The 26,623-nt window shown below is 73.5% G+C and carries 26 protein-coding genes; 16 read left to right on the forward strand and 10 right to left on the reverse strand.

Annotation, left to right across the window (positions count from 1 at the left end; genetic code table 11):
* Positions 1 to 26: 26 nt before the first annotated feature.
* Positions 27 to 1,283, forward strand: coding sequence for a plasmid pRiA4b ORF-3 family protein (locus A6V29_RS21225; RefSeq protein ID WP_212719122.1), 1,257 nt, complete (start codon positions 27 to 29; stop codon positions 1,281 to 1,283).
* A 62-nt stretch (positions 1,284 to 1,345) separates the two neighbouring features.
* On the opposite strand, the gene A6V29_RS07845 is transcribed toward A6V29_RS21225, so the two are convergent.
* Together A6V29_RS07845 and A6V29_RS07850 are read right to left on the reverse strand one after the other, a co-directional pair.
* Positions 1,346 to 3,238 carry an HNH endonuclease signature motif containing protein gene (locus A6V29_RS07845; RefSeq protein WP_137159791.1) on the reverse strand — a complete coding sequence of 631 codons (1,893 nt, stop codon included), beginning with the start codon at positions 3,236 to 3,238 and terminating at the stop codon, positions 1,346 to 1,348.
* Between the two features lie 83 nt (positions 3,239 to 3,321).
* Positions 3,322 to 3,768: a hypothetical protein gene (locus A6V29_RS07850; protein ID WP_137159792.1), complete on the reverse strand. Its 447-nt coding sequence runs from the start codon at positions 3,766 to 3,768 to the stop codon at positions 3,322 to 3,324.
* A gap of 498 nt (positions 3,769 to 4,266) precedes the next feature.
* On the opposite strand from A6V29_RS07850, the gene A6V29_RS07855 reads away from it, so the two are divergent.
* The 4 genes from A6V29_RS07855 to A6V29_RS07870 all read left to right on the forward strand — a co-directional run bounded on the left by A6V29_RS07855 (position 4,267) and on the right by A6V29_RS07870 (position 7,658).
* The gene (locus tag A6V29_RS07855) at positions 4,267 to 4,698 is read left to right on the forward strand and encodes a hypothetical protein (RefSeq protein WP_137159793.1); all 432 of its coding nucleotides are present in this window, start codon (positions 4,267 to 4,269) and stop codon (positions 4,696 to 4,698) included.
* A 32-nt stretch (positions 4,699 to 4,730) separates the two neighbouring features.
* Positions 4,731 to 5,639, forward strand: a complete 909-nt coding sequence (locus tag A6V29_RS20725; RefSeq protein WP_170977749.1) for a hypothetical protein — start codon at positions 4,731 to 4,733, stop codon at positions 5,637 to 5,639.
* 122 nt (positions 5,640 to 5,761) lie between these two features.
* Positions 5,762 to 6,658 (forward strand): PrsW family glutamic-type intramembrane protease, encoded by an 897-nt coding sequence (locus tag A6V29_RS07865; RefSeq protein ID WP_170977750.1) that lies wholly within the window; start codon positions 5,762 to 5,764, stop codon positions 6,656 to 6,658.
* A gap of 352 nt (positions 6,659 to 7,010) precedes the next feature.
* Positions 7,011 to 7,658: a DUF4352 domain-containing protein gene (locus A6V29_RS07870; protein WP_137159795.1), complete on the forward strand. Its 648-nt coding sequence runs from the start codon at positions 7,011 to 7,013 to the stop codon at positions 7,656 to 7,658.
* 123 nt (positions 7,659 to 7,781) lie between these two features.
* Here A6V29_RS07870 and A6V29_RS07875 read toward each other — a convergent pair whose 3' ends face one another.
* Positions 7,782 to 9,182 (reverse strand): ADP-ribosylglycohydrolase family protein, encoded by a 1,401-nt coding sequence (locus A6V29_RS07875; protein WP_137159796.1) that lies wholly within the window; start codon positions 9,180 to 9,182, stop codon positions 7,782 to 7,784.
* A 282-nt stretch (positions 9,183 to 9,464) separates the two neighbouring features.
* Between A6V29_RS07875 and A6V29_RS20730 the strand changes: the two genes are divergently transcribed.
* On the forward strand, positions 9,465 to 9,632 hold the full coding sequence (locus A6V29_RS20730; RefSeq protein ID WP_170977751.1) for a hypothetical protein: 168 nt from the start codon (positions 9,465 to 9,467) through the stop codon (positions 9,630 to 9,632).
* 91 nt (positions 9,633 to 9,723) lie between these two features.
* On the forward strand, positions 9,724 to 10,008 hold the full coding sequence (locus A6V29_RS07880) for a hypothetical protein (RefSeq protein ID WP_137159797.1): 285 nt from the start codon (positions 9,724 to 9,726) through the stop codon (positions 10,006 to 10,008).
* 1 nt (position 10,009) lies between these two features.
* Here A6V29_RS07880 and A6V29_RS07885 read toward each other — a convergent pair whose 3' ends face one another.
* Positions 10,010 to 11,038 carry an NAD(P)-dependent alcohol dehydrogenase gene (locus A6V29_RS07885; protein ID WP_137159798.1) on the reverse strand — a complete coding sequence of 343 codons (1,029 nt, stop codon included), beginning with the start codon at positions 11,036 to 11,038 and terminating at the stop codon, positions 10,010 to 10,012.
* Between the two features lie 125 nt (positions 11,039 to 11,163).
* Here A6V29_RS07885 and A6V29_RS07890 point away from each other — a divergent pair, with 125 nt between their 5' ends.
* Complete coding sequence (locus A6V29_RS07890) at positions 11,164 to 12,819, forward strand: NAD(P)/FAD-dependent oxidoreductase (protein ID WP_137159799.1); 1,656 nt, start codon at positions 11,164 to 11,166, stop codon at positions 12,817 to 12,819.
* A gap of 127 nt (positions 12,820 to 12,946) precedes the next feature.
* Complete coding sequence (locus A6V29_RS07895; RefSeq protein ID WP_170977752.1) at positions 12,947 to 13,903, forward strand: GGDEF domain-containing protein; 957 nt, start codon at positions 12,947 to 12,949, stop codon at positions 13,901 to 13,903.
* 7 nt (positions 13,904 to 13,910) lie between these two features.
* Here the strand turns inward: A6V29_RS07895 and A6V29_RS07900 are convergent, their stop codons facing one another.
* Both A6V29_RS07900 and A6V29_RS07905 read right to left on the reverse strand, forming a co-directional pair.
* A complete protein-coding gene (locus A6V29_RS07900) occupies positions 13,911 to 14,939 on the reverse strand; it encodes a transglycosylase domain-containing protein (RefSeq protein WP_137159801.1) in 1,029 nt (342 codons plus the stop codon).
* Between the two features lie 6 nt (positions 14,940 to 14,945).
* A complete protein-coding gene (locus A6V29_RS07905; RefSeq protein ID WP_170977757.1) occupies positions 14,946 to 15,230 on the reverse strand; it encodes a WhiB family transcriptional regulator in 285 nt (94 codons plus the stop codon).
* Positions 15,231 to 15,536: 306 nt separating this feature from the next.
* Here A6V29_RS07905 and A6V29_RS20735 point away from each other — a divergent pair, with 306 nt between their 5' ends.
* The 3 genes from A6V29_RS20735 to A6V29_RS07915 all read left to right on the forward strand — a co-directional run bounded on the left by A6V29_RS20735 (position 15,537) and on the right by A6V29_RS07915 (position 17,780).
* Positions 15,537 to 15,677 carry a hypothetical protein gene (locus tag A6V29_RS20735; RefSeq protein WP_170977753.1) on the forward strand — a complete coding sequence of 47 codons (141 nt, stop codon included), beginning with the start codon at positions 15,537 to 15,539 and terminating at the stop codon, positions 15,675 to 15,677.
* A 162-nt stretch (positions 15,678 to 15,839) separates the two neighbouring features.
* A complete protein-coding gene (locus A6V29_RS07910) occupies positions 15,840 to 16,814 on the forward strand; it encodes a matrixin family metalloprotease (protein WP_137159803.1) in 975 nt (324 codons plus the stop codon).
* Positions 16,815 to 16,826: 12 nt separating this feature from the next.
* The gene (locus A6V29_RS07915) at positions 16,827 to 17,780 is read left to right on the forward strand and encodes a D-2-hydroxyacid dehydrogenase family protein (RefSeq protein ID WP_137159804.1); all 954 of its coding nucleotides are present in this window, start codon (positions 16,827 to 16,829) and stop codon (positions 17,778 to 17,780) included.
* A 79-nt stretch (positions 17,781 to 17,859) separates the two neighbouring features.
* Here A6V29_RS07915 and ilvA read toward each other — a convergent pair whose 3' ends face one another.
* A complete protein-coding gene (gene ilvA, locus A6V29_RS07920) occupies positions 17,860 to 19,122 on the reverse strand; it encodes a threonine ammonia-lyase IlvA (RefSeq protein WP_137159805.1) in 1,263 nt (420 codons plus the stop codon).
* Positions 19,123 to 19,251: 129 nt separating this feature from the next.
* On the opposite strand from ilvA, the gene A6V29_RS07925 reads away from it, so the two are divergent.
* Complete coding sequence (locus A6V29_RS07925) at positions 19,252 to 20,199, forward strand: matrixin family metalloprotease (protein WP_212719126.1); 948 nt, start codon at positions 19,252 to 19,254, stop codon at positions 20,197 to 20,199.
* Here the strand turns inward: A6V29_RS07925 and A6V29_RS07930 are convergent.
* Positions 20,172 to 20,606 (reverse strand): ATP-binding protein, encoded by a 435-nt coding sequence (locus A6V29_RS07930; protein ID WP_137159806.1) that lies wholly within the window; start codon positions 20,604 to 20,606, stop codon positions 20,172 to 20,174. The genes A6V29_RS07925 and A6V29_RS07930 overlap by 28 nt on opposite strands.
* Positions 20,607 to 20,677: 71 nt before the next feature.
* Here A6V29_RS07930 and A6V29_RS07935 point away from each other — a divergent pair, with 71 nt between their 5' ends.
* From A6V29_RS07935 to A6V29_RS07945, 3 genes are all read left to right on the forward strand, one after another.
* The gene (locus A6V29_RS07935; RefSeq protein ID WP_170977754.1) at positions 20,678 to 21,040 is read left to right on the forward strand and encodes an STAS domain-containing protein; all 363 of its coding nucleotides are present in this window, start codon (positions 20,678 to 20,680) and stop codon (positions 21,038 to 21,040) included.
* 10 nt (positions 21,041 to 21,050) lie between these two features.
* The gene (locus A6V29_RS07940; protein WP_137159808.1) at positions 21,051 to 23,237 is read left to right on the forward strand and encodes a SpoIIE family protein phosphatase; all 2,187 of its coding nucleotides are present in this window, start codon (positions 21,051 to 21,053) and stop codon (positions 23,235 to 23,237) included.
* Between the two features lie 103 nt (positions 23,238 to 23,340).
* Entirely contained in the window at positions 23,341 to 24,414 is a 1,074-nt protein-coding gene (locus A6V29_RS07945) for a DUF3048 domain-containing protein (RefSeq protein WP_137159809.1), read from the forward strand.
* A 3-nt stretch (positions 24,415 to 24,417) separates the two neighbouring features.
* Here the strand turns inward: A6V29_RS07945 and A6V29_RS07950 are convergent, their stop codons facing one another.
* The gene (locus tag A6V29_RS07950; RefSeq protein ID WP_137159810.1) at positions 24,418 to 25,161 is read right to left on the reverse strand and encodes a DUF2332 family protein; all 744 of its coding nucleotides are present in this window, start codon (positions 25,159 to 25,161) and stop codon (positions 24,418 to 24,420) included.
* Between the two features lie 136 nt (positions 25,162 to 25,297).
* Entirely contained in the window at positions 25,298 to 26,461 is a 1,164-nt protein-coding gene (locus A6V29_RS07955) for an RtcB family protein (protein WP_137159811.1), read from the reverse strand.
* Positions 26,462 to 26,623: the final 162 nt, after the last annotated feature.

Here is a 26,623-nt window from a genome sequence, read left to right on the forward strand (position 1 = left end):
TGGACCCGACTGGCACGCTGCGGAACGTGCGCCCTGGTCTTGCCGAGCTGCTCGACGCCCTGCGCCGTACCCGCCGCCCCCGGCTGCTGCGGCTGATCGAGGACGCCGGGCTGGACGCCGGAGCTCCCGCTCTCGAGCCCGACGTCGTCGAGCCCTACCGGTGGTTCCTCGCCCGCCTCGGTGACGGCGTGAAGCTCACCGGCGCCGGTCACCTGCCTCCGGCGTTGGTCAGCGAGACGATGCGCTCGCTCGGCTGGGACGCCGACTGGTTCGGCACGGCCAACCGGGAGGTGCACACGGTTCCGGTCGCCGAGCTGCGCGAATCCGCCCGCCGGCTCGGTCTCGTCCGCGTCTACCGCGGGCGGTTGCTGCCCACCACGGTCGGCCGGCGGCTCGCCGACGATCCGGCGAGCCTGTGGCATCACATCGCGACCCGGCTGCCGATGGCGCGCGACGACGTCGACCGCACCGCCGGCCTGCTCTGGCTGCTCGCGGTCGCCGCCGGTTCCCGGCAACCCGAGGTCGCCGTCGCGGAAGGCCTGACCGCGCTCGACTACGTGTTGGGCGTCGACGAGCCCATCGACCGCTGGACCGCTTTCTCGGTGGTCCGGGACACCACCTGGGTCGTCTTCGAGCGGCTCGGCCTCCTCGGCCGGCACAGCTATCCGCCGGACCCGCCGACGCCGTCCGCGGTGGCACTGGCCCGCGCCGCCCTGCTGCACGAGGAACCGCCCGCACCCGTCAAGCGGGTGCCCGCCGTCGAGCTCGCCGTCACCCTCCGGGACGTCGACCCGCCGGTGGAGCGGCGCATCGTCGTGCCCGAACGGGCCACGCTGACCGACCTGCACGCCCTGCTCCAGGCCGCCATGGGGTGGCAGGACGCGCACCTGTGGCAGTTCGAGCTCGACGGTGTCAGCTACGGCGACGTCGAGGACATGGACGACCTCGAGGACCCGCGGTCGGCGTCGGTCGGTTCGATCCGCGACGGCACCGTCTTCCGCTACGACTACGACTTCGGTGACGGCTGGGAGCACGACGTCCGCGTCGTGGACCACCGCACCGCCGAGGCGCCGACCTGCCTCGACGGGGCCCGCGCCTGCCCGCCGGAGGACTGCGGCGGTGCGCCCGGGTACGAGCGCCTCCTGGAGGTGCTCGCCGACCCTGCCCACCCCGACCACGCCGACCTCCTGGACTGGCTCGGCGGCCGGATCGATCCCGAGGCGTTCGACGCTGCCGAGGCGACCCAGCGCATGCGGCGGGCCCGGCCCGGCCGACGCAGCTGACAGCGGTCGACGTCGATGGCCGGAGGACGGCGGGCAACCCGCGCCGCCGTCCTCGGTGGCTGTCAGAAGGGGATGTCGGGCGTCCGCGGGACCGGTCGGCTGCTCGCGAGGGTGGCGAGCGCGTCCTCGTAGCGCTGCCGGCCGGTCCGTCGCGGCGGCGCCTGGGCGCGGGTGTCGCCGTCGTCGGTGCCGAACGCCGGCGGGTAGGTCGTGATCGTCAGCCCGCTGGGCAGCGTCCACACCAGGCCGCCGTCGGGGTTGCGGTGCAGGCTCCAGCCCGGCGCCTGGTGCGAGAGCCGGTGGTGGTGCTCGCACAGGCAGGCCAGGTTGTCGTGAGCCGTCTCGCCGTGCGGGTGCGGCACCTGGTGGTCGAGGTCGCAGCACCGCGCGCGCAGCCGGCAGCCCGGGAAGCGGCATCGTCGGTCCCGCAACCGGACGAAGCGGTGCAGAGGATCGGTGGGTCGGTAGGCATCCGTGGCGCCCGGTGGTCCCAGCCCCCGGCCGGCGGCGGCCGCCGCGCGCAGTTCGGTGCTGTCGGTGAGCGCGAGCAGGGAACCGGTGAGCTGGTCGACCACCGCGATCCGCGGCCGCTCGGCGAGCGCGGTGTCGATCAGCCGGCGGGTGTCCAGCAGGCGGGTGAGCGCCGCTCGGGTCGTCGCCGCCTCCGCATCATCCGTGCCCGAAGGCCGTCCTCGTGCGGCTGCCAGGGCGGTCAGCAGCTCGTCCGCCGCGGCCAGCTCCTCGTCGCGCAGCGCGGCGAGCCGCGCCTCGTGCTCGTCCTCGGCGGCGCGGTCCTCGGCGGTTCTGTCGGCGGTGGGTGAACCGGAGCCGGCAGTGGCGGAGTCGGCCTCGGCGGTCTCTCGTTCGGCCGATCCGGAAGCGGCTCGGTCGGCGGCGCCTGCGGGCTTCCGTCGGGGCAGCAGACCGAACTGGCGCACCAACTCCCGTACCTGCGCCGCGGAGACCAGGTCGCCCTCGAGCTCACCGGGTTCGTCGGCACCCGGGCCGTCCCCGGTGACGGTGTCCACGCCCGCGACGAGGGTGAGCACCACCCGCACCACCGGGTGGTCGGCGTGCGGCCGCAGGATGAGGTCGGCGAGACAGTCGGCCATCCGCTGCTCGTGGGTGCGCGGATCCGGGTTGCCGGCCTCGTCGAACGCGCACGCCTTGGCGTACTGGCTCAATGCCTCGCGGCAGGCTCGCCCGACCGGCGTCGACAGCAGCGTGGCCAGCGTGGACATGCCGTCGTCGCGGGCGTCCAACCGGACGTGCCGGTCGCGCACCGCCTTCGCCAGCCGGTCGGCGGCCGCGGCGGCGTCGATCCGGGCGACCGCCCGCCGTACCGAAGCCCGCAGCGCGGCCGTGGTCTGGCGCGAGGCCCGCGGCAGGACCGCAGCTTCGATCTCCGCGCGCTTGGCCGGATCGGCCACCTGTCCGGCGACCTCCACCATCACCCTCGCGTGCGCCGGAGAGATGTCGCCTGCCTCGAGGGCGGCGAGGGTGGCCGGCAGGCCTTCCGCCAGGGTCACCGCGTCGACCAGCATCTGGGAGGCCGTGCGAGCGGACACCTTCAGCGTGGCCGCGGCCTCGTCGACGGCCCATTCGCTGACCTCGGTGAGTGCGTCCGGCCGGGCCGCGCGCGACGCCTCGGACGCCGCGCCCCGCTCACCGGGTGCGCGGTCGAACATCGCCGCCGGGCGGCTGCGAGCGAAGGCGGCCAAGGCCCGGACGCGCCGCGCCTCGCTCCGGGACAGCTGCTTCGCGGCGGCCAGTGCGTCGTCCAGGTGCGCTGCTCCCGAGGTCAGCAGGCGGATCCGCGAGTCCAGGAAGCGCTGCTGTTCGTCGCGCACGAACAGCGCGGCGTCGGGGTAGTCGTCCCCGAACGGGGTCTCGAGACACGCGTGCAGGTAGTCCGCGTACTCCTCCATGGAGAGGACGACCTCAGTGTCGAACATGTGTTCGAGTGTAGCGCATGACCGAGGCGCTGACCAGCTGAAACGGGCGGAAAGGGCCTGGGGCCGCCGGTCGAGTGGTTCGTTCAGACTCGCCGGTCGGGCCAGCGTCGGCGGGGCAACACGGGGACGGCGGTGCGGCCGTTGCCGACGTGCAGGCTGCAGTCCACACCGGCGCGGTCGCGCACCACTGCCTCGACCGCCGAGCACCAGGCGTGGTCGTCAGGGGACAGCCCGGCCGGGCCACGGCGCTCCAGCAGCAGAGCCAGGTGCAGCTCCCCGGGATCGACGTCCTCGGTCTCGGCGAACGTGTCGTGCAGGGCGACCAGATTGCCGAGGGTCGCGCGGTCGGGTTCGAGCGGCACGTCCTCGAACGGCATGAGCAGCGGGACCATTCTGCCGTCCCGGCGGAGCCAGGCGAGGAAGAGCGTGCGACGGGAGGGCGGGCCGTCGAGCTGCAACAGGGCGCGCCAGCGCTCGGTCAGCTCGGCGTCGCTGGTGACAGGAACAGTGGGGTGCGGGCGGGTCGACATGGACCAGGACTCTGGCGCATCGACGGGACCTCAGCTGACGTTGTCCACAGGCGCGGGCGTCGGTTGCCGCGCCCGGGTCCTAACGAGAAACCAGCGCGGCCATCGCTTACGTGAGCAGTGAGGCGTCGAGGCGCGGCTCCTGAGGCGGTCGCGCTCGACAGGCGAAGCGTTCTTCCGAGCCTGTCCGGATCAATAAGTCGCCTTCTCTGCCGAAGTCTTCTCGAGCCCGAGCATCGGAGAAACATGGAGATCGCGCCCCCGTGTGCGCAGTGTGGGACGCCGTTGCGCGGCAAGGCGTTCTGCACGACCTGCGGCACGCCTGCGCCGGCGCCCGCGACGGTCGACCAGACCGCCGGGCACGCGCCTAGCGACGCCCCGGACCGCGTCACGGACGGCGTGCCTGCACTGGCCAGGGCCGTAGCGGCCACCGCCGCGCAGCCCCCCATGGCAGCTGCCCCGCCGCAGGAGTCGGCTCCGCCGTGGTCAGGTGGACCCACCGTGGCCGCACTCCGCACGAGAACCAACGTCATCGCGCCCCTCGTGCTCGTGGCGCTGTTGCTCTCTGGGTGGGCCATCTGGCGGGGCGTCGAGCAGCACACGGTGAGCGGCACCGTGCTCCTGGTCGACTCGGCCTACTTCGGTCTCGCTCCCGGTCGCACCTGCAGCGGTGAGCTGGGATACGACGACCTGCGCGCAGGTGCGCAGGTGATCCTGACCGACGGCGACGGTGAGACGCTGTCCACGGGGCGCCTGTCGCGCGGCGAGTTCGACGGCCTCGGTTGCGTCTTCTCCTTCGAGGTCGAGGACGTGCCACGTGCGGAGTTCTATGGCGTCAGCGTCGCCAGCGTGTCGCGGGGACACCTGCAGTACTCGTACGACGAGCTGACCGAGGCCGACTGGTCGCTGCAGCTCTCGATAGGGGACGACTGATGCGCCTGCCCCGAAGGTTCACCGCGGACGCCGTGGCCGGCCTGCTGCTCGTCGGGGCGGCAGCTGTCCTGGTCGGCACCCCCTACGACGGCGGCTCATGCACCAACGTCCTCGCCGCCTATGCGATGCCGGCAGCCTCGTTGACCGAAGAAGATCGTCCCCAGAAGCCGCGGACTCTCACCGAGGCGCAGCGTGCCGTCACCGAGGCCGGTGCGGCGGTGGCCGAGCTGGAGTCGGAACGCGCCCAGGTCAAAGATCTCCAAGCGGCGGCCGACGCCGCACGCCAGGCAGCCGCCGACGCGCAGTCCGATCTGTGGGACCTGCCCTACTCCTCCTACTACTCGGGCTCCTACAGCGCCGAGCTGGAGGTCGACATCGCCGAGAGTGCGGTCGAGTCGGCCGAGAGTTGGCTGGAGTACGTGCAGGGTCGAGCGGCCGACACCTCCGGCTACAGCTTCTACACGCAAGACGACGTCGTGGACGCTCAGGCCGATCTGGACGAGGCGAAGGCGGAACTCAGCGACGCGGAATCTGCGCTGGCCGAGGCGGAGGCCGAGGAGGCGGCGAGCGAATCGGAGGCCGAGAACGCGGAGGCCACCGCCGAGCAGCTCGACGCGGCGGCCGAGGCGGCGGAGCAGGCAGCAGCAGACGCCGCCGCCGACCTCGCGGATCGCGAATTGGCCGCCAATCAGCGCCTGTACTCGGCTCGCGACCGCGTCGCGGGACTGGAGGCCCAGCACGATCGAGCGATCGCGGAGTGGTTCCACGAACAGCGGGTGGCAGCCGACGAGGTGACGGCGTCGAACAACGTGCGCGAGTCCTGCCGGGAGAACGGCGCGTGGCGGGTAGGTGTCGCCCTGCTCGACGTCGCCCTCGCCGGGGGTCTCGTGCTCCGCAGGTGGCGCCCCCGCCTGCCACGCTTCTGGCGGCCTACGCGATGAGCCAGCCCTGGCCGTCGGTCAACTTCTGCGGGCAGTGCGGATCGAAGCTGTCCGGCGACGAGCATTTCTGCGGTGACTGTGGCGCCAGACTCGGCGCGACCGGGGACCCTGTGCCGGTTGACGTGCCGGCCTCTGCGGCACCCTCCTCGGTGCCGGGTGCCCTCGACGGCGTGGTCGCCCAGTTCCAGCGGCTGCCGTTCGCAGCACTCCTACCGCTGCAGAGCTGGGCGTCGGACGCCTGGTGGCGTCAGGGGAGGTCGGCGCTCTTCCTGCTGATGGCGCTCGCGCCCTTCGCGCTGCTGCAGGCCACATCGGAGGACGCCGACGTCGAGCGGTCCGCCGTCGGCTTCGCGGTCTACTTCGCCATCCTCTGGCTGGTCGCCATCCGCGAACTCGTCCAGCCCGAACCACTTGGGTGGTCGGTCGTGGCCGGCATCAGCGCATTCACGGCGATCGCCGGGGTGGCGCTGGCGGTCGCCGTCGAGGAACAGCTGGGTGCCAGCACGGACGATCCCTTCTCGAGCATCCTGACCGTGGGGCTGCCCGAGGAAGCCGCAAAGGCAGCTGCCGTCCTCATCTTCCTGATGATCGGGCGGGGGCGATGGAGCCCCCGCACGTACCTCTACGCCGGCGCCGTCAGCGGGCTGGCGTTCGGCGCCGCCGAGGCGGTCACCTACACCACCGCCTACGCCTCGTTCCTGGACCTCGAGGGCGGGCTGGCCGTGACGTTATGGCGGCTGCTCTGCGGCAGCCTCTTCCACGCCTGCATGGCCGGGATCGTCGCGTTCTTCGTCGGGCTCGGCGCGTGGCACCGCGACGTGCTGTGGCACCTGGTCGTCGTCGGTCTTCTGATCGCCGGTGTGCTGCACGGGCTGTACAACTACTTCTCCGACGGGTGGGGAGGTGCCGTGCTGGCAGCCCTCACGGTCTTCACGTTCGTCGGCTACGCCCGCACCGGTGATCGCATCGCGGCGAGGCTGACCGCGTCCAGCGCAATGCCTACCGCCGCAACTCAGTGAGCGCTACGGCGCTCCGAACGCCCCGGTGAGCTCGCACGGCTCGATGCGGAAGCGCGTGGGGGGCGGCTCCAATCGTGATGCAGATGGTCCTGCAGGAAGCCGTGAGGCGTGAGTGGTCGCCCAGCGTAGACCCGGCCGTCATCGCTCTCAAGCGATTGAGCCAGGCAGACGCTGTCCATTATCAGCAACATGGCAACTGCTGCCATGTTGGATAAGTTCCCATGTCAGGCGTCGTAGGTGTTTGGCGCCTTTCCTGCACATAGCCTGTGTGACCTATGGCCACGGGTATCCGGGCCGCGCGGACACAGGAAGTCGATGTCCACGCCCAACGTCAGCTATGCATGGGGGATTCATGTCTCAGCCCACTCCTACGCCAGGTCAGTTCACGGACCCCAGGGGTGCGAAGGCGCAGGCGAAGGCCGAAAGGGCCTACCGGAAGGCCAGCAGGCCGTTCTACAAGAAGAAGCGCTTCATCCTTCTCGCTCTCGTCGCGCTCATCGTCATCATCGTCATCGCGACCAGCGGTGGGAGCGACGATTCCGCGTCGTCCGGCGGCAACGGTTCTGGCGACGGCGGTTCGTCCTCCGGTGGGTCTGCCGCTGAGGCGGGGCTGAACGAGCCGGTTCGCGACGGCAAGTTCGAGTTCACCGTGAACGGCGTCGACTGCTCCAAGACGACGCTCGGCACGGGCCCGATCTCCACGCAGGCAAATGGCACCTTCTGTCTGGTGTCCGTGCGGGTGGAGAACATCGGGAACGAGGCGCAAACCCTCGATTCCACCAGTCAGGTCGCTTACGACGCTCAGGGCAGCAAATACTCGACGGACACTGAGGCAGCGTTTTACCTCGACAACGCCGGCAGCGCGCTCTTTGAGCAGCTCAACCCGGGGACTGGCGTGGACGGGACGCTCGTGTACGACGTTCCGGTCGGTACGACCCTCACCAAGTTGGAGCTCCATGACTCCATGTTCTCGAACGGTGTGACGGTCAATCTCGGCTGATTCGGGGACCAGCGCCGCCCCCTCCCTGGCGTCAGGGAGGGGGCGGCGTCGTGTTCTCTTAGCCCACCGCAGCCGGCTTTGTCCCATGCTGCGGTGCAAGGCGTTGCGCGGGTGACCTGCCACTCAGCAGCGGGCTCCCATTCGATGCAGTGCTTTCGTGAAGCTGGCGTTCCACAGACCGAGGTGCGGCCAGCGCTCGGCGACGTGCGCCGTCGCCTCGTCCGCCGTCATCCCCTCCGTGCGCATCAGCCAGGCCCGCAGCACCAGACCGGTCCGCGAGGCGCCGCCGTGGCAGTGCACCACGAGTCGGTGGCCCTCCGCGCGCAGCGCCGCCATGTCCTCGAGGACGTCGGCCAGCACGACATCCAGGTCGCTGTTGTGCTCGTTGTCGGCGACGTAGGCCATCCGCTGCAGCTCGTGCTCGAACGGCTCGCCCAGCCGGCACAGCGAGATCACCGCGAAGTCTTTCTCGCTGTACCGCGCCCCGTCGAGGTTGGCCGCCCAGATGCCGGGCAGTACCTCCGTCGGCCCGATCCGCGGGATCACGCCCGGGTCGTAGCTCTGCTGCACCCCGGTGTCCAGCGCCGCCGCGAGCTGCTGCAGGTCCGCCAGCCGCCACACGCGATCGCCGTGCCCGGGCACGCGGCCGTGCACCACCGAGGCCCACCGGCTCGGGATGCCGCCCATCCCGTAGACCGCACCGGCCAGCCCGCCGGCCACGCAGGCAACGGTGTCGGTGTCCCCGCCCAGGTCGATCACCAGGCGCAGCACCTCGGCGAAGTCGCGCCCCTCCCGCAGCGCCCACACGGTCTGCCCGAGCGTCGGCCACACCGCGCCGTTCGACTCGGTCGCCCGGTCCGGCGTCCAGTCCTCGGCCAGCACCGTCGCCCACCGGTCGCGGTGCTCGTCGGCCACCAGCGCCAGCGCCCACGGGACAGCCGCCAGCGGATCCCCGCCGTCCAGCGCCACCCGCATCAGCTCGTGGAAGATCGCGCAGCCCTCGCCGGCCGCCGGGTCGCCGTGGGTCAGGGCCGAGATCCGCCGCGCGGCGTCCGTCGTCGCGGCGGTCCCGAACCGCGCGAACCAGATCGCCGCCGGCGTCGTCCGCATCAGCGAGCCGTTGCCCGCCGCGTGCCCGGAACGGGCGAAGTGCTCGGCCGCGGCGACGTCCCACGGCCGGCCGGAGGAGAGCACCGATCGGGTCTGGTTGCCGATGTCCGGCGGCCCGGCCGCCGCCCACCGGGCGAAGCGGTCGAACACGTCCACGAGGTCGAGACCGTCGTGCTCGACCAACGACGTCGCCACGAGCAGCGACACCTGGGTGTCGTCGGTGAACTCGCCCGGCGCCCAGCCCAGCGAGCCACCGCCGCACATCTCGGTCTTCGAACCCCGCGCCGGCACCGGGAAGCGACGGGAGAACTCGCCGGCAGGGCCGAACTCGAACGGCGCCCCAAGCGCGTCGCCGACGGCCGAGCCGACCAGTGCTCCGGCAACCCGGTGCGAGCGGTGCATGGACGTGGTCACGGGCTCTCCTCGATGCGGCGAACTCGACCAACCTCTCACGCCTTCCTGGGGTGTTCCGCCCGGCCCGGGCCGCGCTGCGTCGTCCGCCTGCCCCCGCCGTGAATCGCCCGGACCAGCGATGTCCCGCGCCGTCGCATCGCGGGCGCCACCAGCGACTGGTGGGGCAGGGCGTCAGCAGTGGGACGACCGCCCGCTCCGACTCGCTGACCCGGGCCGCGGCTTCGACGTCACCGGCTCGCACCCTTCGTACGCTGGAGCCGACCCACGGAAAGGACTGATGTCGTGGCCAAGCACCTGCTCGACGAGACGGCCGAGTTCGCCATGCCCCGCATCGGCCGGCACGCCGCCCCGGACACCGGGGAGCTCGAGATCACCCAGCGCATGGAGCCGCTGTCCCCGCGGCAGGCGGCCCGGCAGCCGAGGCCGGACGACGACGTTCGCACTCGCTGACCGGCCGGGCGACGACGCCCGCCGCACCCTGGACCCCGTTCTCACCCGCTACCTCGAGGACAGGGCCTGGTCGGCTGCCCGGGCGCGCCGCATGGTCGACGGGCTCCGGCTGCTGCAGGAGCTCGCCCGCACCGGCGACCGCCCGGTGACCTACGGCGAGTTCGCCGAGCAGCTGCAGCCGGGTCTCGCGCCGCTCGCGTCGTCCCGGGTCCTGGACGACATCGGCACCTTCTGCGAGGTCGCCGGCTGGCCGAACGTCACCTGCTTCGTCGTCTCGGCGACGACGGGGGAGGCCTCACCCGGCTGCCGGCACATCGGCCCGGAGGGGCCGGCCGCCGCCCGCGAGCGGGCGCGGGCCCAATACGGACAGCGGTAGGTCAGGGGACGACGACGGCGCGGCCGCGGATCGTGCCCTCGTGCATCTTCCGGTAGGCCTCGGGCGCCTGGTCGAGCGTGTACCGCTCGGTCTCCACGTGGATCGCGCCCGCGCGCGCCAGATCGAGCACCTCCATGAGCTCCGACCGCGTGCCCCAGTACGGCGCACGCACCGACGCGCCCATCGGCGTCGAGAAGAAGCCGGTCGGCAGCACCGCCCCGCCGATGCCGACGATCTGGATCACGCCGTTCGTCGCGACCGACTGCCGGGCGATCTCCAGCGTCGGCGCGGTACCGACCATGTCGAACACCGCCTGCGCGCCCGTGCCGCCGGTCAGCGAGCGGATCGACTCCACCGCGTGCTCGTCCGACGGCAGCGCCCGGTGCGCTCCCACCTCCCGGGCGAGCTTCAGCTTCTCCTCGCTGATGTCCAGCGCGATCACCGTCGCGCCGGTGATCGCCCGCAGGATCTGGATGCCCACGTGCCCGAGCCCGCCGACCCCGATCACCACGGCAGTCGAGCCGGCCGGCAGCGCGCCCAGCGAGGCCTTGATCGCGTGGTAGGGCGTCAGCCCGGCGTCGGTGAGCGACACCGAGGCCACCGGGTCGAGATCGCCCAGCGGCACCAGGTGCCGGACGTCGTCGACGATCACGTACTCGGCCAGCGCCCCGGGCGCACCCAGCCCGGGCGGCTGGATGCCGAGCGACGAGGCCCGTGGGCAGTAATTCTCCGCCCCCTGCGCACATGCGTGGCAGCGACCGCAGCCCCACGCCCCATACACCGCCACCGACTCGCCGATCTCGACGCCGGTCACCCCCGAACCCAGCGCGTCCACCACGCCGGCGCCCTCGTGACCCAGCGTCAGCGGCAGTTCGTACATGCCCTCCGGCAGGCTCATCACGAACTGGTCGGAGTGGCACAGCCCCGCGGCGGTCACCTTCAGCCGCACCTGGCCCGGCCCCGGATCCGGCGTGGGGATCTCCACCACCTCGGGCTCCGCCCCGATGGTCCGGTACTGCACCGCGCGCATGGGATTCCCTCCGTGAGGTCGACGAGTCAACCGACCCTAGGTCCCGACCTGACTTTTCGTCCTTGGCACCGCGACGGGGCGTTCCTACGATGGCCGGGACACGGGCCCCAGCGTCGGAGCTGCTCATGACCGCGCCCCTGATCCTCGCCGTCGACGACGATCCCGCCTTGCTCGCCCCGGTCGAGCGCGAGCTGCGCACCCGGTACGACCCGGACTACGCCATCTGCTGCCTGAGCGCCCCGGCCGACGCGCTCGACCTCCTCGAGCAGCGCGCCCAGGACGGGGACGACATCGCCCTGGTGCTCGCCGGCGAGGAGCTCGCCGGCGCGCCGGGTTGGGAGTTCCTCGGCCAGGTCGCGCAGTTCTTCCCGCATGCGCAGCGCGGCCTGCTCATCGGCTGGGAGCACCTCGGCGTCCCCGACGTCGGCGACCAGATCTTCGAGGCGATCGCCCAGGGCCGCATCGACCACTACGTCGTCCGGCCCGCGCCGCCGCCCGACGAGCAGTTCCACCAGGCCCTCTCGTCGTTCCTCCTCGCCTGGGCCGAGGCCCGCCGCCGCGCGCCGCACACCATCGAGGTGGTCGGCGAGACCTGGTCGGGCCGGGCCTACGAGCTGCGCGAGGTCCTCGGCCGCTGCGCCATGCCGCACCGCTTCCACCTCGCCGGGTCCGAGCAGGGGCGCGCGGTCCTGGCCGGCACCGGCCCTCGCAGGCTCCCGCTCATCGTCATGCCGAGCGGCGCGGTCATGGAGGACCCGAGCAACACCGACATCGCGCGCTCCGCCGGCAAGGAGCTCGACCCGTCGGGGGAGCGGTACGACCTGGTCATCGTCGGGTGCGGGCCGGCCGGCCTGTCCGCGGCCGTCTACGGCGCCTCCGAGGGGCTGCGCACGGTGGTCATCGACTCGGGCAGCATCGGCGGGCAGGCGACGAGCAGCTCCTCGATCCGCAACTACCTCGGCTTCCAGCGCGGCATCACCGGCGCCGAACTGGCCCGCCGCGCCTACCAGCAGGCCTGGGTGTTCGGCGCCCGCTTCGCCTTCATGCAGGAGGTCACCGACCTGTGCCGCCGGGACGACGGCATCGTCCTCACGCTCGACACCGGGGGCGTGGTGGTCGCCGGCGTCGTCGTCCTCGCCACCGGCGCCCACTACAGCCGGCTCGGTGTGGAGAGCCTCGAGGCGCTGCACGGCGCCGGCGTCTTCTACGGCGCCGCCGCCTCGGAGGCACCGCTCGTCGCCGGCAACGAGGTCTACATCGTCGGCGGCGCCAACTCCGCCGGGCAGGCCGCCGTCCACCTCGCCGCGTACGCCCGTCGCGTCACCCTGGTCGTCCGGGCCGAGTCGCTCGAGAAGGGCATGTCGCGCTACCTCGTCCACCAGGTCGAGGAGACGCCCAACATCGGGGTCCGCACCGGCACCGAGGTGGTCGGCGGCGGAGGCGACGGCTGGCTGGACCAGCTCGTGCTGCGCGACCGGGCCTCCGGCGAGCTGGAGAAGGTCCCCGCCTACGCGCTGTTCCTCATGATCGGCGCCCAGCCGCACACCCAGTGGCTGCCGACGACGGTGCAGCGCGACCCGGCGGGCTTCGTCCTCACCGGCGCGGACCTTGACGGCGGCGCCCTCGACGCCCTCGGCCGCGCACCGATGGTGCAGGAGACCAGCGTGCCCGGCATCCTCGCCGCCGGCGACGCGCGGCACGGGTCGATCAAGCGGGTCGCGTCCGCCGTCGGCGAGGGGTCGATCGCCATCCGATCGGTGCACCGACTGCTCGCCGCGTGAGCCGTCCCACGACCTCACCCCTGCGGGTGTTGCCCTCCGGGAGTAGGGGCTCAAGCACCGCCCGCGACCTGCCGACGGGGGAGGTGTGAAGGAGTCAGCGCCGCCCGAGGTGGCGACGACGCGCGTCATGGCGCGCACCCTGGCCACCTTCTACACCTTCGCCGGCCTCGCCGGCCTGCTCATGCTCCTCGAGGCCGAGACCGGGCCGCGGCGCACGACCCTCACCATCATGTGCGTCGCGGCGATCGCCACCGGCGCCGCGTTCGGCCGCTGGGGCGCCCGCTGGTCGCGCTCGGTCTTCCACGTCGCCGTCGGCAGCGCCACGGTGCTCATCAGCAGCGCCGTCCTGCTCGCGCCCGATCCCGTGACCTCGCTGGCCGCCGCCTGCCTGATCATGTTCGTCGTCGTCGACGCGCACTTCTTCTTCTCCGCCCGCTCGGCGCTCGCGCACCTCGCCGCCGCGATCGTGGGCATCACGTTCGCGCTGGTCGCCGGTGACGTCGGCCTCGGCACCGCGCTCGGCTTCGACCTGGTCCTCGCCAGCGTCGGCATCGTCATCCGCCAGCTGGTCCACCTGGCCTCCAGCGCCACCCAGGACCCGCTCACCGGGCTGAGCAACCGGCGTGGCTTCGACCGCGCGCTCGACGACCTGATGTCCGAGGCGGCCCGCACCCGCGAGACGCTGTCCGCCGTCCTCATCGACGTCGACCACTTCAAGTCGGTCAACGACACCTACGGCCACGAGGAGGGCGACCGGGTGCTCCGCCGGGTCGCCGACCTCTGGCGCGGGGAGGTCCCGAGGGGAGCCTTCCTGGCCCGCCACGGCGGCGACGAGTTCTCCCTGCTCCTGCCGGGCACGCCCGGGCCCGAGGCCCTCGCGCTGGTCCGGCGGATCTGCGCGCTCGAGCCGACCATCTCGCTGTCCTGCGGCGTCGCCCAGTACCGGCCCGGCGACAGCGCCTCCCAGCTCATGCGCTCCGCCGACCGCGCGCTGTACGACGCCAAGACCCTCGGCCGCAACCGCGCCGAGCTCTTCGACTCCGCCGCCCACCCCGGCAGCAGCTGGGCGCCGCCCGTCCGCTGACCTGCGGTCAGCCGGTGCCCTCCGCCGCGATCAGGTCGGCGACCTCCTGCGGGCGGGTCGTGCAGTCGTCACCCGAGGGCTCCTCGTCGGTGGCCAGCCCGGGGATGCCGACGTCCTCGACGGGCTGCAGGCCGAGCCGGTCGAGATGCCGTGGCACGCGCGCCTCGGCGTTGAGCACGTGCGAGCGGGACAGCCAGCCGAGCCCGTCGGCCACCTCGAAGTCCATGCCGCCGCCCGGTGCTCGCTGCACGTGGCCGGGGGAGGGGAGCAGGCCGACGATCCGGACCGCCTGCGCTCGCGTCAGGTCCCGCGGCGGGGTGTCGAAGTAGTACCAGGAGGCCGCGCAGACGCCGTAGATCGTCGGCCCGAACTGCGCGTAGTTGACGTAGAGCTCCAGCATCCGCCGGTCGTCGATCAGCGCCGCGAGCTCGACGGCGAGCAGCGCCTCGACCCCCTTGCGCCAGGCGCTGAGCTCCTGGTTGAGGAAGAGGTTCTTGGCCACCTGCTGCGGGATCGTGGAGCCCGACGGGTCGTCCTCGCCGGCCAGGTGCGCCTGGGCCCGGTCCCACAGCGCGTCCCACTCGAAGGCACCCGAGCGGTAGGGCAGCTGCGAGTCCTCGTGCGCGATCACCGCGGCGAGGAAGGTGCGGGACACGTGCTCGACCGGCACCGACTGCTGGATGGCGCCGTCGGGGTTGGACAGCATGAACATCGTCATCGGCGGGTCCACCCACCGCAGCGACAGCACGAGCAGGCCCTGCAGGACGACGAGCACCGCCAGCACCCGGACGACCCGGGTGAGCAGCCGGCGGCGCTTCCGGGGTGCGCGGGCCGGCTCGGGAGGTGGCGGGGGAGCGGCGGGTGGTTCCGGCGTCTCCCAGTAGGGACGGCGGCGCGGCCGGTCCTCCCGCGGCGGCGGTGCGGCCGGCGGCGGGGGCCCGTACCAGTCGTTCCCGGACGGCGGCGGGCGGTCGAAGCGCGGACCGCGGACCGGCCGGCCGTACTCGTCGTAGCGTTCCGGCCCGGACGGGGTCATGGGCGGTCAGGCGGTGAGCGCCTCGCGCCGCTGCACCCGGATGCGGCGCCGCTCGCGCTCGGACAGGCCGCCCCAGATGCCGAAGCGCTCGTCGTTGGAGAGCGCGAACTCGAGGCACTCGGTGCGCACCACGCAGCCGGCGCACACCCGCTTGGCCTCGCGGGTGGAGCCGCCCTGCTCCGGGAAGAACGCGTCGGGGTCGGTCTCGCCGCAGAGGGCGAGCTGCCGCCAGGCGGTCGCGTCGTCGGGGTCGGCGGCCCACGGCAGCGCGGGCAGCGGCTCCTCCCACACGGTTCCGGACTCGTCGGTCACCAGGGTCAGGAAGGGGCGGGTGTCGAGCACGGGAACTCCAGGGGAAGGACGCAGTGACGGACCGGTACGGACCGCTGTCTGCTCGTCACGCTAAACGGCGGCACCGGCGTGCGGCTCCGGCAGAATCACTGCGATCGTCGGCGCCCGATTGGTGAGTTGTGTCGACATGTCGACGGTCCCGCGTGTCGCCATGTCGACCCGGTGATCCCCGGATCGGCTGATATCGCGGTTGGCGCCGCTCCTTTCGGGGCACCGCAGATCTCGCTCGACGACGAGGAGGCGAACATGGCCGGGATGATCCGGAGGCTGATGGTGTCCGGGATCGCCGCGAAGGTGATCCAGGAGGCGCGCAAGCCGCAGAACCAGGCGAAGATCAAGAAGATGGTCGCCGACTTCCAGAACAAGCAGGCGAACAAGCGCCGCTGACCCACCCGCACGACTCCGACGGCCCCTGACCGCCCCGCGGTCGGGGGCCGTCCGCGTGTCCGGTGGCGCCGTGGCCGCCGACCCGATGGAGTGCACCACGCCGGACCCACTTGATCGGCCGGGCCACGGGCCGTAGACCCCTGGAGAGACGAAGGGGAGCGCGTGGACCAGCTGACGCCGGGGACCGGAGACGGTCCGCCCCCGTACCCGACCGTGCCGCAGTGGGTGCTCGACGAGGCAGCCCGCCTGGAGGCTCCCCGGCCGGCGCGGCGCCGGTCGCCGTGGCGCGTGCCGCTGGTCGTCCTCCTGGTCGTCGTGCTCTGCCTGGGTACCGCCGCCTTCCTCGACCGTGATCGCCTCTTCGCGGAGCCGTCCGGGCCGGTCGCCGCATCTCCCGGCACCGGCAAGCAGGATCTGGACGACGAGGCTTCCGTGGGTGGCGGCACCCTGGCCCCCGAGCGGATCCCGGGGTTCCCCACGCCCGCCGGCGACGCCTCGGACACGCCGCTGGGCGTCCCGCTGGACCCGCCTCCCGGCGGCGGGCCGCACGCCTTCCTGGAGTTCCAGACGTGGGCGGAGGCGCCGGTCGCCTACGACCCGTGCCGGCCGATCCACTACGTCGTCCGCCCGGACAACGCCCCGCCCGGCGGCGCGGAGGTCATCAGGTCGGCGGTCGAGCGCATCTCCGAGGTGACCGGCCTGCAGTTCGTCGACGACGGCGCCACAGCCGAGCGGCCCACCGACGAGCGCGAGCCCTATCAGCCCGACGTCTACGGCGACCGCTGGGCGCCGGTGGTCATCGCCTGGGAGACCGTGGCCGAGAACCCCGACTTCGACGGCGAGCGGGTCGGCGAGGCAGGCAGCCAGTGGGTGGCGATCGGCCTGGGCCCGCACGTGTACGTCACCGGGACCGTGTCGCTGGACGCCGAGGAGTTCGGCGTCATCCTGCGGCGCGGCGGGGAGCGGCTCGCCCGCGCGATCGTGCTGCACGAACTGGCGCACCTCGTCGGCCTGGACCATGTCGACGACCCGAGCCAGCTCATGCACCCGACCACCGGCGACGTCTACGACTTCGCCGACGGCGACCTGACCGGCCTCGCGGCGCTCGGCCGCGGGCGGTGCGTGCCGGAGCTGTAGTAGACCGATCCCATGCACCGGATCGCCGTCCTCGACGACTACCAGTCCGTGGCCGCCCGGTTCTGCGACTGGTCGACGGTCCCCGGGCCGGTCCGGGTGGTCGAGTTCCACGACTCGGTCACCGACGAGGACGCGCTCGCCGCGCGGCTGGAGCCCTTCGACGTCGTCGTCGCCATGCGGGAGCGCACCCAGTTCCGCCGCAGCCTGCTCGAGCGGCTGCCCGACCTGGCGCTGCTGGTCACCACCGGCATGCGCAACGCGGCCATCGACGTCGCCGCGGCCACCGAGCTCGGCATCACCGTCTGCGGCACGAGTGCGAGCGCGGAGGCCACCGTCGAGCTCACCTGGGGGCTGGTCCTGGCCGCGCTCCGGCACATCCCGCGCGAGGACGCCTCGATGCGCACCGGCGGCTGGCAGCAGACCCTCGGTGGCGACCTCGCCGGCGCACGGCTCGGCGTCGTCGGACTGGGCCGGCTCGGCAGCCGGGTCGCCACCATCGGGCAGGCCTTCGGCATGGACGTCGTCGCCTGGAGCGAGAACCTGACCGACGAGCGGGCGGCCGAGGTCGGCGTGCGACGGGTGGCGCGCGACGAGCTCTTCGCGACGTCGGACGTCGTCACCGTCCACCTGCTGCTGTCGCGGCGCACCCGCGCGCTGATCGGCGCCGACGACCTGGCCCGGATGAAGCCGACCGCCGTCCTGGTCAACACCAGCCGCGGCCCGATCGTCGAGCAGCAGGCACTGCTCGACGCGCTGCACTCCGGCCGGATCGCCGGCGCCGGGCTCGACGTCTACGACGAGGAGCCCCTGCCCCGCGAGCACCCGCTCCGCTCGGCCCCGCGCACCGTGCTCACCCCGCACCTGGGCTACGTCACCCGCGGCACTTACGAGACCTTCTACCGCGAGGCGGTCGAGGACGTCGCCGCGTGGGTGGGCGGGAGCCCGGTCCGGGTGCTGGACACGTAGTTCCCGGGACAGTCGGTCTCTGCTTCCCCCTGGAAGCAGAGACCGACTGTCCGCGAAGGAAGTGGTCGGGCCCCGGCGGTCAGACGAGGAAGCGGTAGGCCGCCGTCCCCGGCTCGACCCGGGTGATGCGCAGCGGGCCGGCCTCGATCCGCGCGAGCAGCCCGGCCAGCCCGTCGGCGGAACCGAGTTCGATGCCGGTCAGCGCCGCGCCGGTCTCCCGGTTGTCCCGCTTCACGTACTCGAACAGCACGATGTCGTCCGACGGGCCGAGCACCTCGTCGAGGAAGCGCCGCAGGGCGCCTGGCTCCTGCGGGAACTCGACCAGGAAGTAGTGCTTGAGCCCGCGGTGCACCAGCGACCGCTCGAGCACCTCGGCGTACCGGCTGACGTCGTTGTTGCCGCCGGACAGCACGCAGACCACCGTCTGCCCCGGCTCGACCCGCACGATCCCGCCGCTCACCGCGGCCGGTGACAGCGCCCCCGCGGGCTCGGCGATCACCCCGTCGGTCTGGTACATGTCCAGCATCTCGGTGCAGATCTGGCCCTCGGGCACGGCCAGCAGCTCCGCACCGGTGTCCCGCACCAGCGGGAAGGTCACCGAGCCGGCCCGCAGCACGGCCGCGCCGTCGACGAACGTGTCGATCTCCGGCAGGTCCACCGGCTCGCCGGCGGCCAGGGCGGCCGCCATGTTCGCCGCCCCGGCGGGCTCCACCCCGACCAGCCGGGTCGTGGGGGAGTGGGTGCGCAGGTACGTGCCGGCGCCGGCCATCAGCCCACCGCCGCCGATCGGCAGGACGACGACGTCGGGCGGCGTCGGCAGCTGCTCGAGGATCTCCACCGCCACCGTCGCCTGGCCGGTGACCGTGGACAGCGAGTCGAACGCCGGCACCAGGGTCGCGCCGCTCACCGCGGCGAACGCCTCCGCCGCGGCCGCCGCGGCGTCGTAGGAGTCGCCGGTGACGACGAGCTCCACCATGTCGCCGCCCAGCGCGGCGATCCGCTCGCGCTTCTGTCGCGGGGTCGTGCCCGGGACGAACACCCGCCCGCGCACCTGCAGCGCCCGGCAGGCGTAGGCGACGCCCTGCCCGTGGTTGCCGGCGCTGGCGCACACCACGCCCACGGCCCGGCGGTCCTCCGGCAGCCGCGAGATCACCGTGTACGCCCCGCGGATCTTGTAGGACCGGCCGAGCTGGAGGTCCTCGCGCTTGATCCACACGTCGGCGCCGGTCAGCCCGGAGAGCCGGGCGTTGCGCTGCAGCGGGGTCCGCTCGGCCACCCCGGCGAGCCGGCGGACGGCGTCCTGGACCTGTGCGGTGAAGCTGTCGGGAGCCGCGGCACTCACGGGGCCATCCTCGACCTGCCCCGGGCGGGCGCCGCAGCCGGGGCGGCCCACCCCGACGGAGTGAGCGGTGACGGCGCCCCAGGCCGCGGTCGTGGATGCTGGAGGCCGGTCGACGACGGGACGGGCGGGATGGTGCAGGAGCCGGAACTCGGGCGCGGCCGCCCGATGCCCGCGTCCCCCACCGGCCGCATCCCGCAGTGGGTCCTGGACGAGGCCGCCGGGCGACCGGTCCAGGCCGAGCCTTTCCGCGCCTGGTCACCGGGGGAGCCGCCCTCCGGGCGCTGGCGTCGGTCGCGCGCCCGGCGCTGGCTGACCGCGCTCGTCGTGGTGGCGGTGGCGGTCGGCGCTGTCTTCCTCGTCGACCGGGAGGGGCTGCTCGGCGGCCGCGCCGTCCCGTCGGCGGACGGCACCCGCCCGGCGCCGGGAGCCGACGCGCAGTCCGAACCGCTCGGCACGCCGATGGAGGCGCCCGCCGACGGCGGCACGTTCGCCTACGTCGCGACCCAGCCGGGCTCGGACGAGCCGATCGCCTACGACCCGTGCCGGCCGATCCGCTACGTGGTGAACCCCGAAGGCGCCCCGGACGGCGTCGACCGGCTGCTGGGCGAGGCCTTCGACCGGGTCAGCGCCATCACCGGGCTGCAGTTCGTGGACGACGGCGAGACCGACGAGCCGCCCTCGCGGGAGCGGGAGCCGTTCCAGCCCGACCGGTACGGCGACCGCTGGGCCCCGGTGCTGGTCACCTGGGAGACCGCGGAGGAGAACCCCGACCTGATCACCGCCGCCGGGATGGCGGGCAGCACCCGGCTGGCCGCGCCGGGGCGGCCGAGCATCTACGTGACCGGCTCGGTGACCCTGGACGCCGCCGACTTCGAGGAGATGCTCGCCTGGCCCGAGGGGTGGGCCGTCGCCCGCGCGGTCGTCCTTCACGAGATCGGCCACCTCGTCGGCCTCGCCCACGTGGACGACCAGACCCAGCTGATGTACCCGCAGGCCGGCGCGACGCTCGACTTCGCCTCCGGCGACCTCGCCGGCCTGGTCGCGCTCGGTCAGGGAGCGTGCGTGCCCGAGCTCTGAGCCTCGTCGCGGGCCCGGAGCCGCTTCTCCAGGACGACGCGGTGCCGGCCGTCCTCGGCGCGCACGAACTGCAGGTCGTCGACGAGCGCCTGCATGAGCACCAGCCCGCGGCCGGCCTCCAGCGGCGAGCCCTCGGGCGCGCGCGCCTTCTCCAGGTCGAAGCCGTGGCCCTCGTCGAGCACGCTGATCCGGCACAGCGCGTCGGTGATCGCGACGTCGACCTGGTACTCCTCGTGCTCGCCGGCGTGCTGGATGACGTTCGCCGAGGCCTCGGTGAGCGCCAGCACGATCTCCTCGACCGTCTGCGCCGGGACCTCGAGGTGCTCCATGGCCTGCCGGACCAGCCCGCGCAGCAGCGGCAGGCTGCGAGCGTCCCTCGGAAGACGGACGCTGAACGAGAGGTCCACGGCAGTTCATCCTCCTCGGAGCCGCATGTCCTACCCTCGACCGCGACGACGAGGGGGGAGGGCGGTGCGCGGTGTTCGACGTTGAGCGGCAGACCGTCGCCGGCCGTCCCGCCCTCACCGTACGGGGTGAGCTGGATCTGGCGACCGCGCCGCGGCTCGAGGCGGCCGCCGCCGAGGTCCTCGACGGTTCGGCGGGCGAGCTGGTCGTCGACCTGACCCCCACCACGTTCCTCGACTCCTCCGGCGCCCGCACCCTGCTGGTGGTCGCCCGCCAGGCCGCCGCCGCGGACGTCGCGCTCTACGTCGTCTGCCCGCCGACCAACCGTCCGGTGCGGCTGACCGTCGACCTGCTCGACCTCGGCGCGTACGTGCCGCTCGTGGGCTCGGTCGACGAGATCCCGACCCGCATCGCACGAGGTGACGCCGCCCCGTAGCGTCGCCTCGATGACCGAGCTGGTGGACGACGAGGCCCTGCAGCGCTCCGCCGACGAGCCGATCGCGATCCCCGGGGCGGTCCAGCCGCACGGCGTGCTGCTCGCGGTGTCCGAGCCGGGCCTCGACGTCGTCGTCGCGTCCGCGAACGCCGAGGCGCTGTTCGGCCGGCCGGTGCGCGCCCTCGGCGAGCTGCTGGACGACGACGCCGCCGCGCGCGTGCGGGAGGGGCTCGCCGGCGACCTGGCCGAGATCAACCCGGTGCGGCTGACCGTCGCGGGCACCGAGGTCGACCTCGTCCTGCACCGCCGCGACGGGCTGCTGCTCACCGAATGGGAGCCGGTCGCCGGCGCCGAGCAGGCCGGCGCGGCCTGGCACCGCCGGCTGCCGTCGGTGCTCCAGCGGCTCTCGGCGGCCACCACGCTGGAGGAGCTCGGCGCCACCTTGGCCCGGGACGTCCGCGACGTGACCGGCTTCGACCGGGTGATGGTCTACCGCTTCGACGCCGCCTGGAACGGCGAGGTGATCGCCGAGGACCGCCGGGAGGACCTCGAGCCGTTCCTCGGCCTGCGGTACCCGGCCAGCGACATCCCCGCTCAGGCCCGCGAGCTGTACACCACCAATTGGCTGCGGCTGATCCCCGACGCCGGCTACCGCCCGGTGCCGCTGGAGCCGGCGGTCGACCCGCGCACCGGCCGGCCGTTGGACCTCTCCGGCGCCATGCTGCGCAGCGTCTCCCCGGTGCACCTGGAGTACCTGGCCAACATGGGCGTCGTCTCGTCCATGTCGGTCTCGCTCATCGACCGCGGGAAGCTGTGGGGCCTCATCTCCTGCCACCACTACGCCGGTCCGCACCGCCCCTCCTACGCCGACCGCACCGCGGCGGAGTTCCTCGGCCGCACCGCGTCGCTGCTGCTGCGCACCACGGTGGCCGCCGACGAACAGGAGGGTGTGGTCGACGTCGCCCAGCGCGCCGCCGAGCTGGCCGCGGCCATCGGTCGCACGCCCCGCGCGCTCGGGGCGGCGCTGACCGAGCAGGCAGTGACCCTGCTGGACCTGGTGCCGGCGTCCGGGGCCGCGCTCCGGCTCGGCGGGCGGCTGCACCTGCTGGGCAGTACCCCGCCCGCCGACCGCGTGCCCGGCCTCGTCGGTGCGCTGCTCGACGCCGACGTCACCGCCGTGGACTCGGTGGCCCGCGTGGTGCCCGACGCCGCCGACCTCGCGGGCACCGCCAGCGGCGTGCTCGCGGTCCCGGTGGGTGGTGGTGACTTCCTGGCGTGGTTCCGGCCCGAGACGTTGCGCGAGGTGACCTGGGGCGGCAACCCCCACGCGGGCAAGGTCGAGCAGACCGACGCCGGTCCGCGGCTGAGCCCGCGCCGCTCGTTCGCCGCGTGGAGCGAGACGGTGCGCGGCACCTCGCGGCCGTGGCGGGAGCACGAGGTGGCCGCCGCCCGTTCGCTGGCCAGCCACCTCGTCGCGGCCACGCTCAACAGGTCCGAGGAGGACAACCGGCTCGCCGGGGCGCTGCAGCGCACGCTGCTGCTGGAGGAGCTGCCGAAGGTGCCCGGCGTCGCGCTGGCCGCCCGGTACCTGCCCAGTGCCGAGGACGTCGTCGGCGGGGACTGGTACGACCTCGTGCCGCTGCCCGGCGGGACGGTCGCCGTCGTGCTCGGCGACGTCGCGGGGCACGGGCTGGCCGCGGCCGCGGTCACCGCGCAGCTCCGGCACGCGCTGCGGGCGCACCTGCTGCGGGCCGAGGGGCCGGCGGCGGCGCTCGGCATGCTCAACGAGGTCACCGGCGCGCTGCTTCCGGGGGAGATGGCCACGGTCGTCGTCGCGGAGCTGGACCCGGGCAACGGGGACGTCGTCGTCGCCAGCGCAGGGCACCTGCCGGTGCTGCACGCGCACGCGGACGGCGCCGAGTTCGTGCTGGGCGGGCGTGGCCCGGCGCTGGGTGTGCTCGACGCCCCCGCCTACGAGCAGACCCGGCTGACGATGGCGGGCGACGACCGGCTGCTGCTGTTCAGCGACGGACTGGTCGAGCGGCTGCCCGGCGGGCTGCAGGAGGGCCTGGACGCGCTGCAGGCGGTCGTCGCCGAGGGGCCCGCCGGGGCCGAGGCGCTGCTCGACGCCGTCCTCGCCGCGCTCGCCCCGCCGGGCACCGACGACGTCACCCTGCTCGCGGTGGCCCGCACCTGAACCCGCTGCGTGGCGGTCGGGCCGCGAGGAGGATGGCCGCCCTAGGGTGACGGCGAGCCCGCCCGGCGGGCGGTCCTGCCCCGCCGGCGACAGAGGAGCACCCATGCCTCAGCGGATCCTCACCCGTCGCCGGCTCGGCCTCGCCGCAGCCGGGACCTTCGCCGGGGTCGCCGCCGTGGTGGTCGTGGTGGCCTGCGGAGCGGGCGGCTCGTCGTCCGCGCCGGAGCCGACGACCACGACCGCGGCCGCGCCCGAGCCGCCCCCGCCGGTGCTGGTGCCGTGGCCGCTCACCGGCGTCGAGGTCGAGGCGCCGCCGCAGCGGCCGGCGCTCGCGGTGAAGGTGGAGAACTCGACGGCCGCGCGCCCGCAGAGCGGCCTGAACGAGGCCGACCTGGTGTGGGAGCAGGTCGTCGAGGGCGGCATCACCCGCTTCGTCGCCGTCTACCACTCCACGCTCCCGGCCGAGATCGGGCCGATCCGCTCCGTGCGCCCGATGGACGCCGCCATCGCCGGCCCGCTGCAGGGCCTGTTCGCGTTCTCCGGCGGTGGTCCGGACTTCGTCCGCGCGATCGCCGACACCGGCACCCAGGTGCTCAGCCAGGACGCCGGTGCCGCGGGTTTCTCCCGGTCGAGCGCGCGCTCGGCGCCGCACAACGTCGTCGGCGACCCGGTCGCGATGCTCGCCCAGGCCGACGCCGCGCACCAGGTGCCGCCGCAGCCGCAGTTCGCGTTCGCGCCGGCCGGTCAGCCGCCGACCGCCGTCGCCGCGGGCGCTCCGACGGGTGCGGTGCACCTGAAGCTCTCCGGCACCGGCCGCCCGAGCTGGACCTGGAGCGCCCCCGACGGCGTGTGGCTGCGCTCGGAGGGCACGGTTCCGGCGACGGCGGCCGACGGCGCTCAGCTGCGCGCCGGCAACGTCGTCGTACTGCGGGTCGACGTCGTCAACACCAGGTTCCGCGACCCGGCCGGCAACCCCGTGCCCGAGACCGTCATGGTCGGCTCGGGGGAGGCGCTGGTCGCGACCGGCGGGAGCACGGTGGCGGCGACGTGGACGAAGGCGTCGCCCACCGCGCCCGTCGTCCTCACCGGGCCGGACGGGCTGCCGGTGCTGCTGACCCCGGGCAGCACCTGGGTGGAGCTGGTCCCGCTGCGGACCGGGTCGGTGACCCTGGGCTGACGCTCAGGCGGGGGACAGCGGAGGTCCGTGGCCGTTGCCGTAGGCCAGGACGTCGCCCTCTGGGTCGGTGCCGGGGCCGAACAGGCGCAGCGGCACGGCGCCGTGCGGGCTGTCGTCGGCGTCGTGCTCGAAGGACACCCGCCAGACGCCGGGCCGGGCGGTGAGCTGCTCCACCTGCCGCCACTCCTGCGGGTCGACGTAGCGCCGGACGATGCTGTGCCACACCACCGGCACGCCCCGCGGGTCCAGCGGAGCGCGGTCGCAGCCGGCCCGCTCGACGATCCGGATGTCGGGGAGGTCGAGTTCGAAGCCGGGGTCGGGCAGCCGGCACGGCGAGTGGGGCGGGCCCCACACGTCGCCGATGCGGAACCTGTCGATCGAGAGGTTGAGGCCGGCGGAGGCGCCGATCTCCAGCAGCCGCACCGCTCGCCGGTCCGGCCGGCCACCGCGGCCAGCCCGGCGAGCAGGGCGACGGCGCGGCCCACCTCGTTGGTCTGGCACGGCAGGGCGGTGAGGTCGCTCCGGCGCCCGCCCGGTGAGGACCAGCCGGTGCAGGGCGGCGGCGAACCGCAGCGGGAGCGCGGAGCCCGACGGGTCCTCGGCGTACGGCTCCAGGACCGTCCGGGTGATGCCGCCGGCGTCCCAGTCGTCCGCGGCACCCAGCAGCAGCGCCGTCGTCAGCGCGGACCAGCGCTCGGTCTCGTGCTCCGCGTACTCCCGGAACACGTCGGCGACCGTCGGGGGCATACGCGCATCCTCACCGCTCGGCTCGGCCCCGTCAGTACTGCGGTCCAGCACAGTCGGTCTCTGCTTCCCCACGGAAGCAGAGACCGACTGTGCGGGGAGGAGCTGTCCCGCGTGACGGCGCCGGCCCGACGGGCCGTCAGTCGCCCTTGACGTTGACGATCTGCCGGAGGGTGTGCCGGATCTCGACCAGGTCGGCGGCGTCGGCCATCACCTGGTCGATCGGCTTGTACGCGTCCGGGTGCTCGTCGAGGAAGGCGTCGGAGCGGCCCCAGGCGATGCCGGTCATCCGCTCGTCGAGATCCTTCCGCGTGAACCGCTTCCGGGCGGCCGACCGGGAGAAGTTGCGCCCGGCGCCGTGCGGCGAGGACATCAGCGAAGGCACGTTCCCCTTGCCGGAGACGACGTAGGACGCCGCCCCCATCGAGCCCGGGATCAGGCCGGGCTGGTCCTCGCGCGCCGAGATCGCACCCTTCCGCGACAGCCACACCTCGCGCCCGTAGTGCGTCTCGCGCTCGGTGTAGTTGTGGTGGCAGTTGATCGTCTCGTGCCGCTCGACCTCGGTGCCGACGAACCGACCGAGCTGGTCGACGCAGCGGTCCATCATCTCCTCGCGGTTGAGGTAGGCGAACCGCTGGGCCCAGCGCAGGGCCTCCAGGTAGGCGTCGAACTCCGGCTCGCCCTCGACCAGGTAGGCCAGGTCGCGGTCGGGGAGCTCGATCTGCCGCTGCCGGCACTGCTCCCGCGCCACCGTGATGTGCTTCTGCGCGAGCTTGTTGCCGACACCCCGCGAGCCGGAGTGCAGGAACAGCCAGACCCGGTCTGCCTCGTCGAGGCTCAGTTCGGCAAAGTGGTTGCCCGCCCCCAGTGAGCCGAGCTGCAGCGGCCAGTTCTTCGCGACGTCGTCGGCCTGGCCGACACCGGGCATGGCGCGCAGTTCCTCGACCCGCGGCGGAGCTGTCTCGCGGACCGACTTGTTGTACCGACCGGCAGATAGCGGGATGGAGCGCGAAATCTGCTCGTGCAGCACGTCCAGGTTCCGGCCGGCGACGTCGCCGGCGGTGAACTGGGTGCGGACGGCGATCATCCCGCAACCGATGTCGACGCCGACGGCGGCCGGGATGATCGCGCCGTGGGTCGGGATGACCGAGCCGACCGTCGCGCCCATGCCCAGGTGCGCATCGGGCATCAGCGCCACGTGCGGATAGATGAACGGCATCGAGGCGGTGCGCTCGGCCTGCTCTCGGGTGGTGTCCTCGAGGATCGACGCCCAGTTGAGCAGCCGATCGTTGATCTTCTCCATCGTCCTTTCGATTCGCTCGGTTGCGGTCAGGGATGCCGTACGGCCGGTGCAGTCAACATGTGCCACCGGAACCGTGCAGCTCATTACCCGCAGCGGTCGGGCGAGACGCGCGGCGGATGTGACTCGCCGAGGAGTCGCGTGAGGAGCGCCTGATCGTGATCA

The sequence above is a fragment of the Blastococcus sp. CCUG 61487 genome (genome assembly GCF_005222955.1).
Taxonomy (GTDB): Bacteria; Actinomycetota; Actinomycetes; order Mycobacteriales; family Geodermatophilaceae; genus Blastococcus.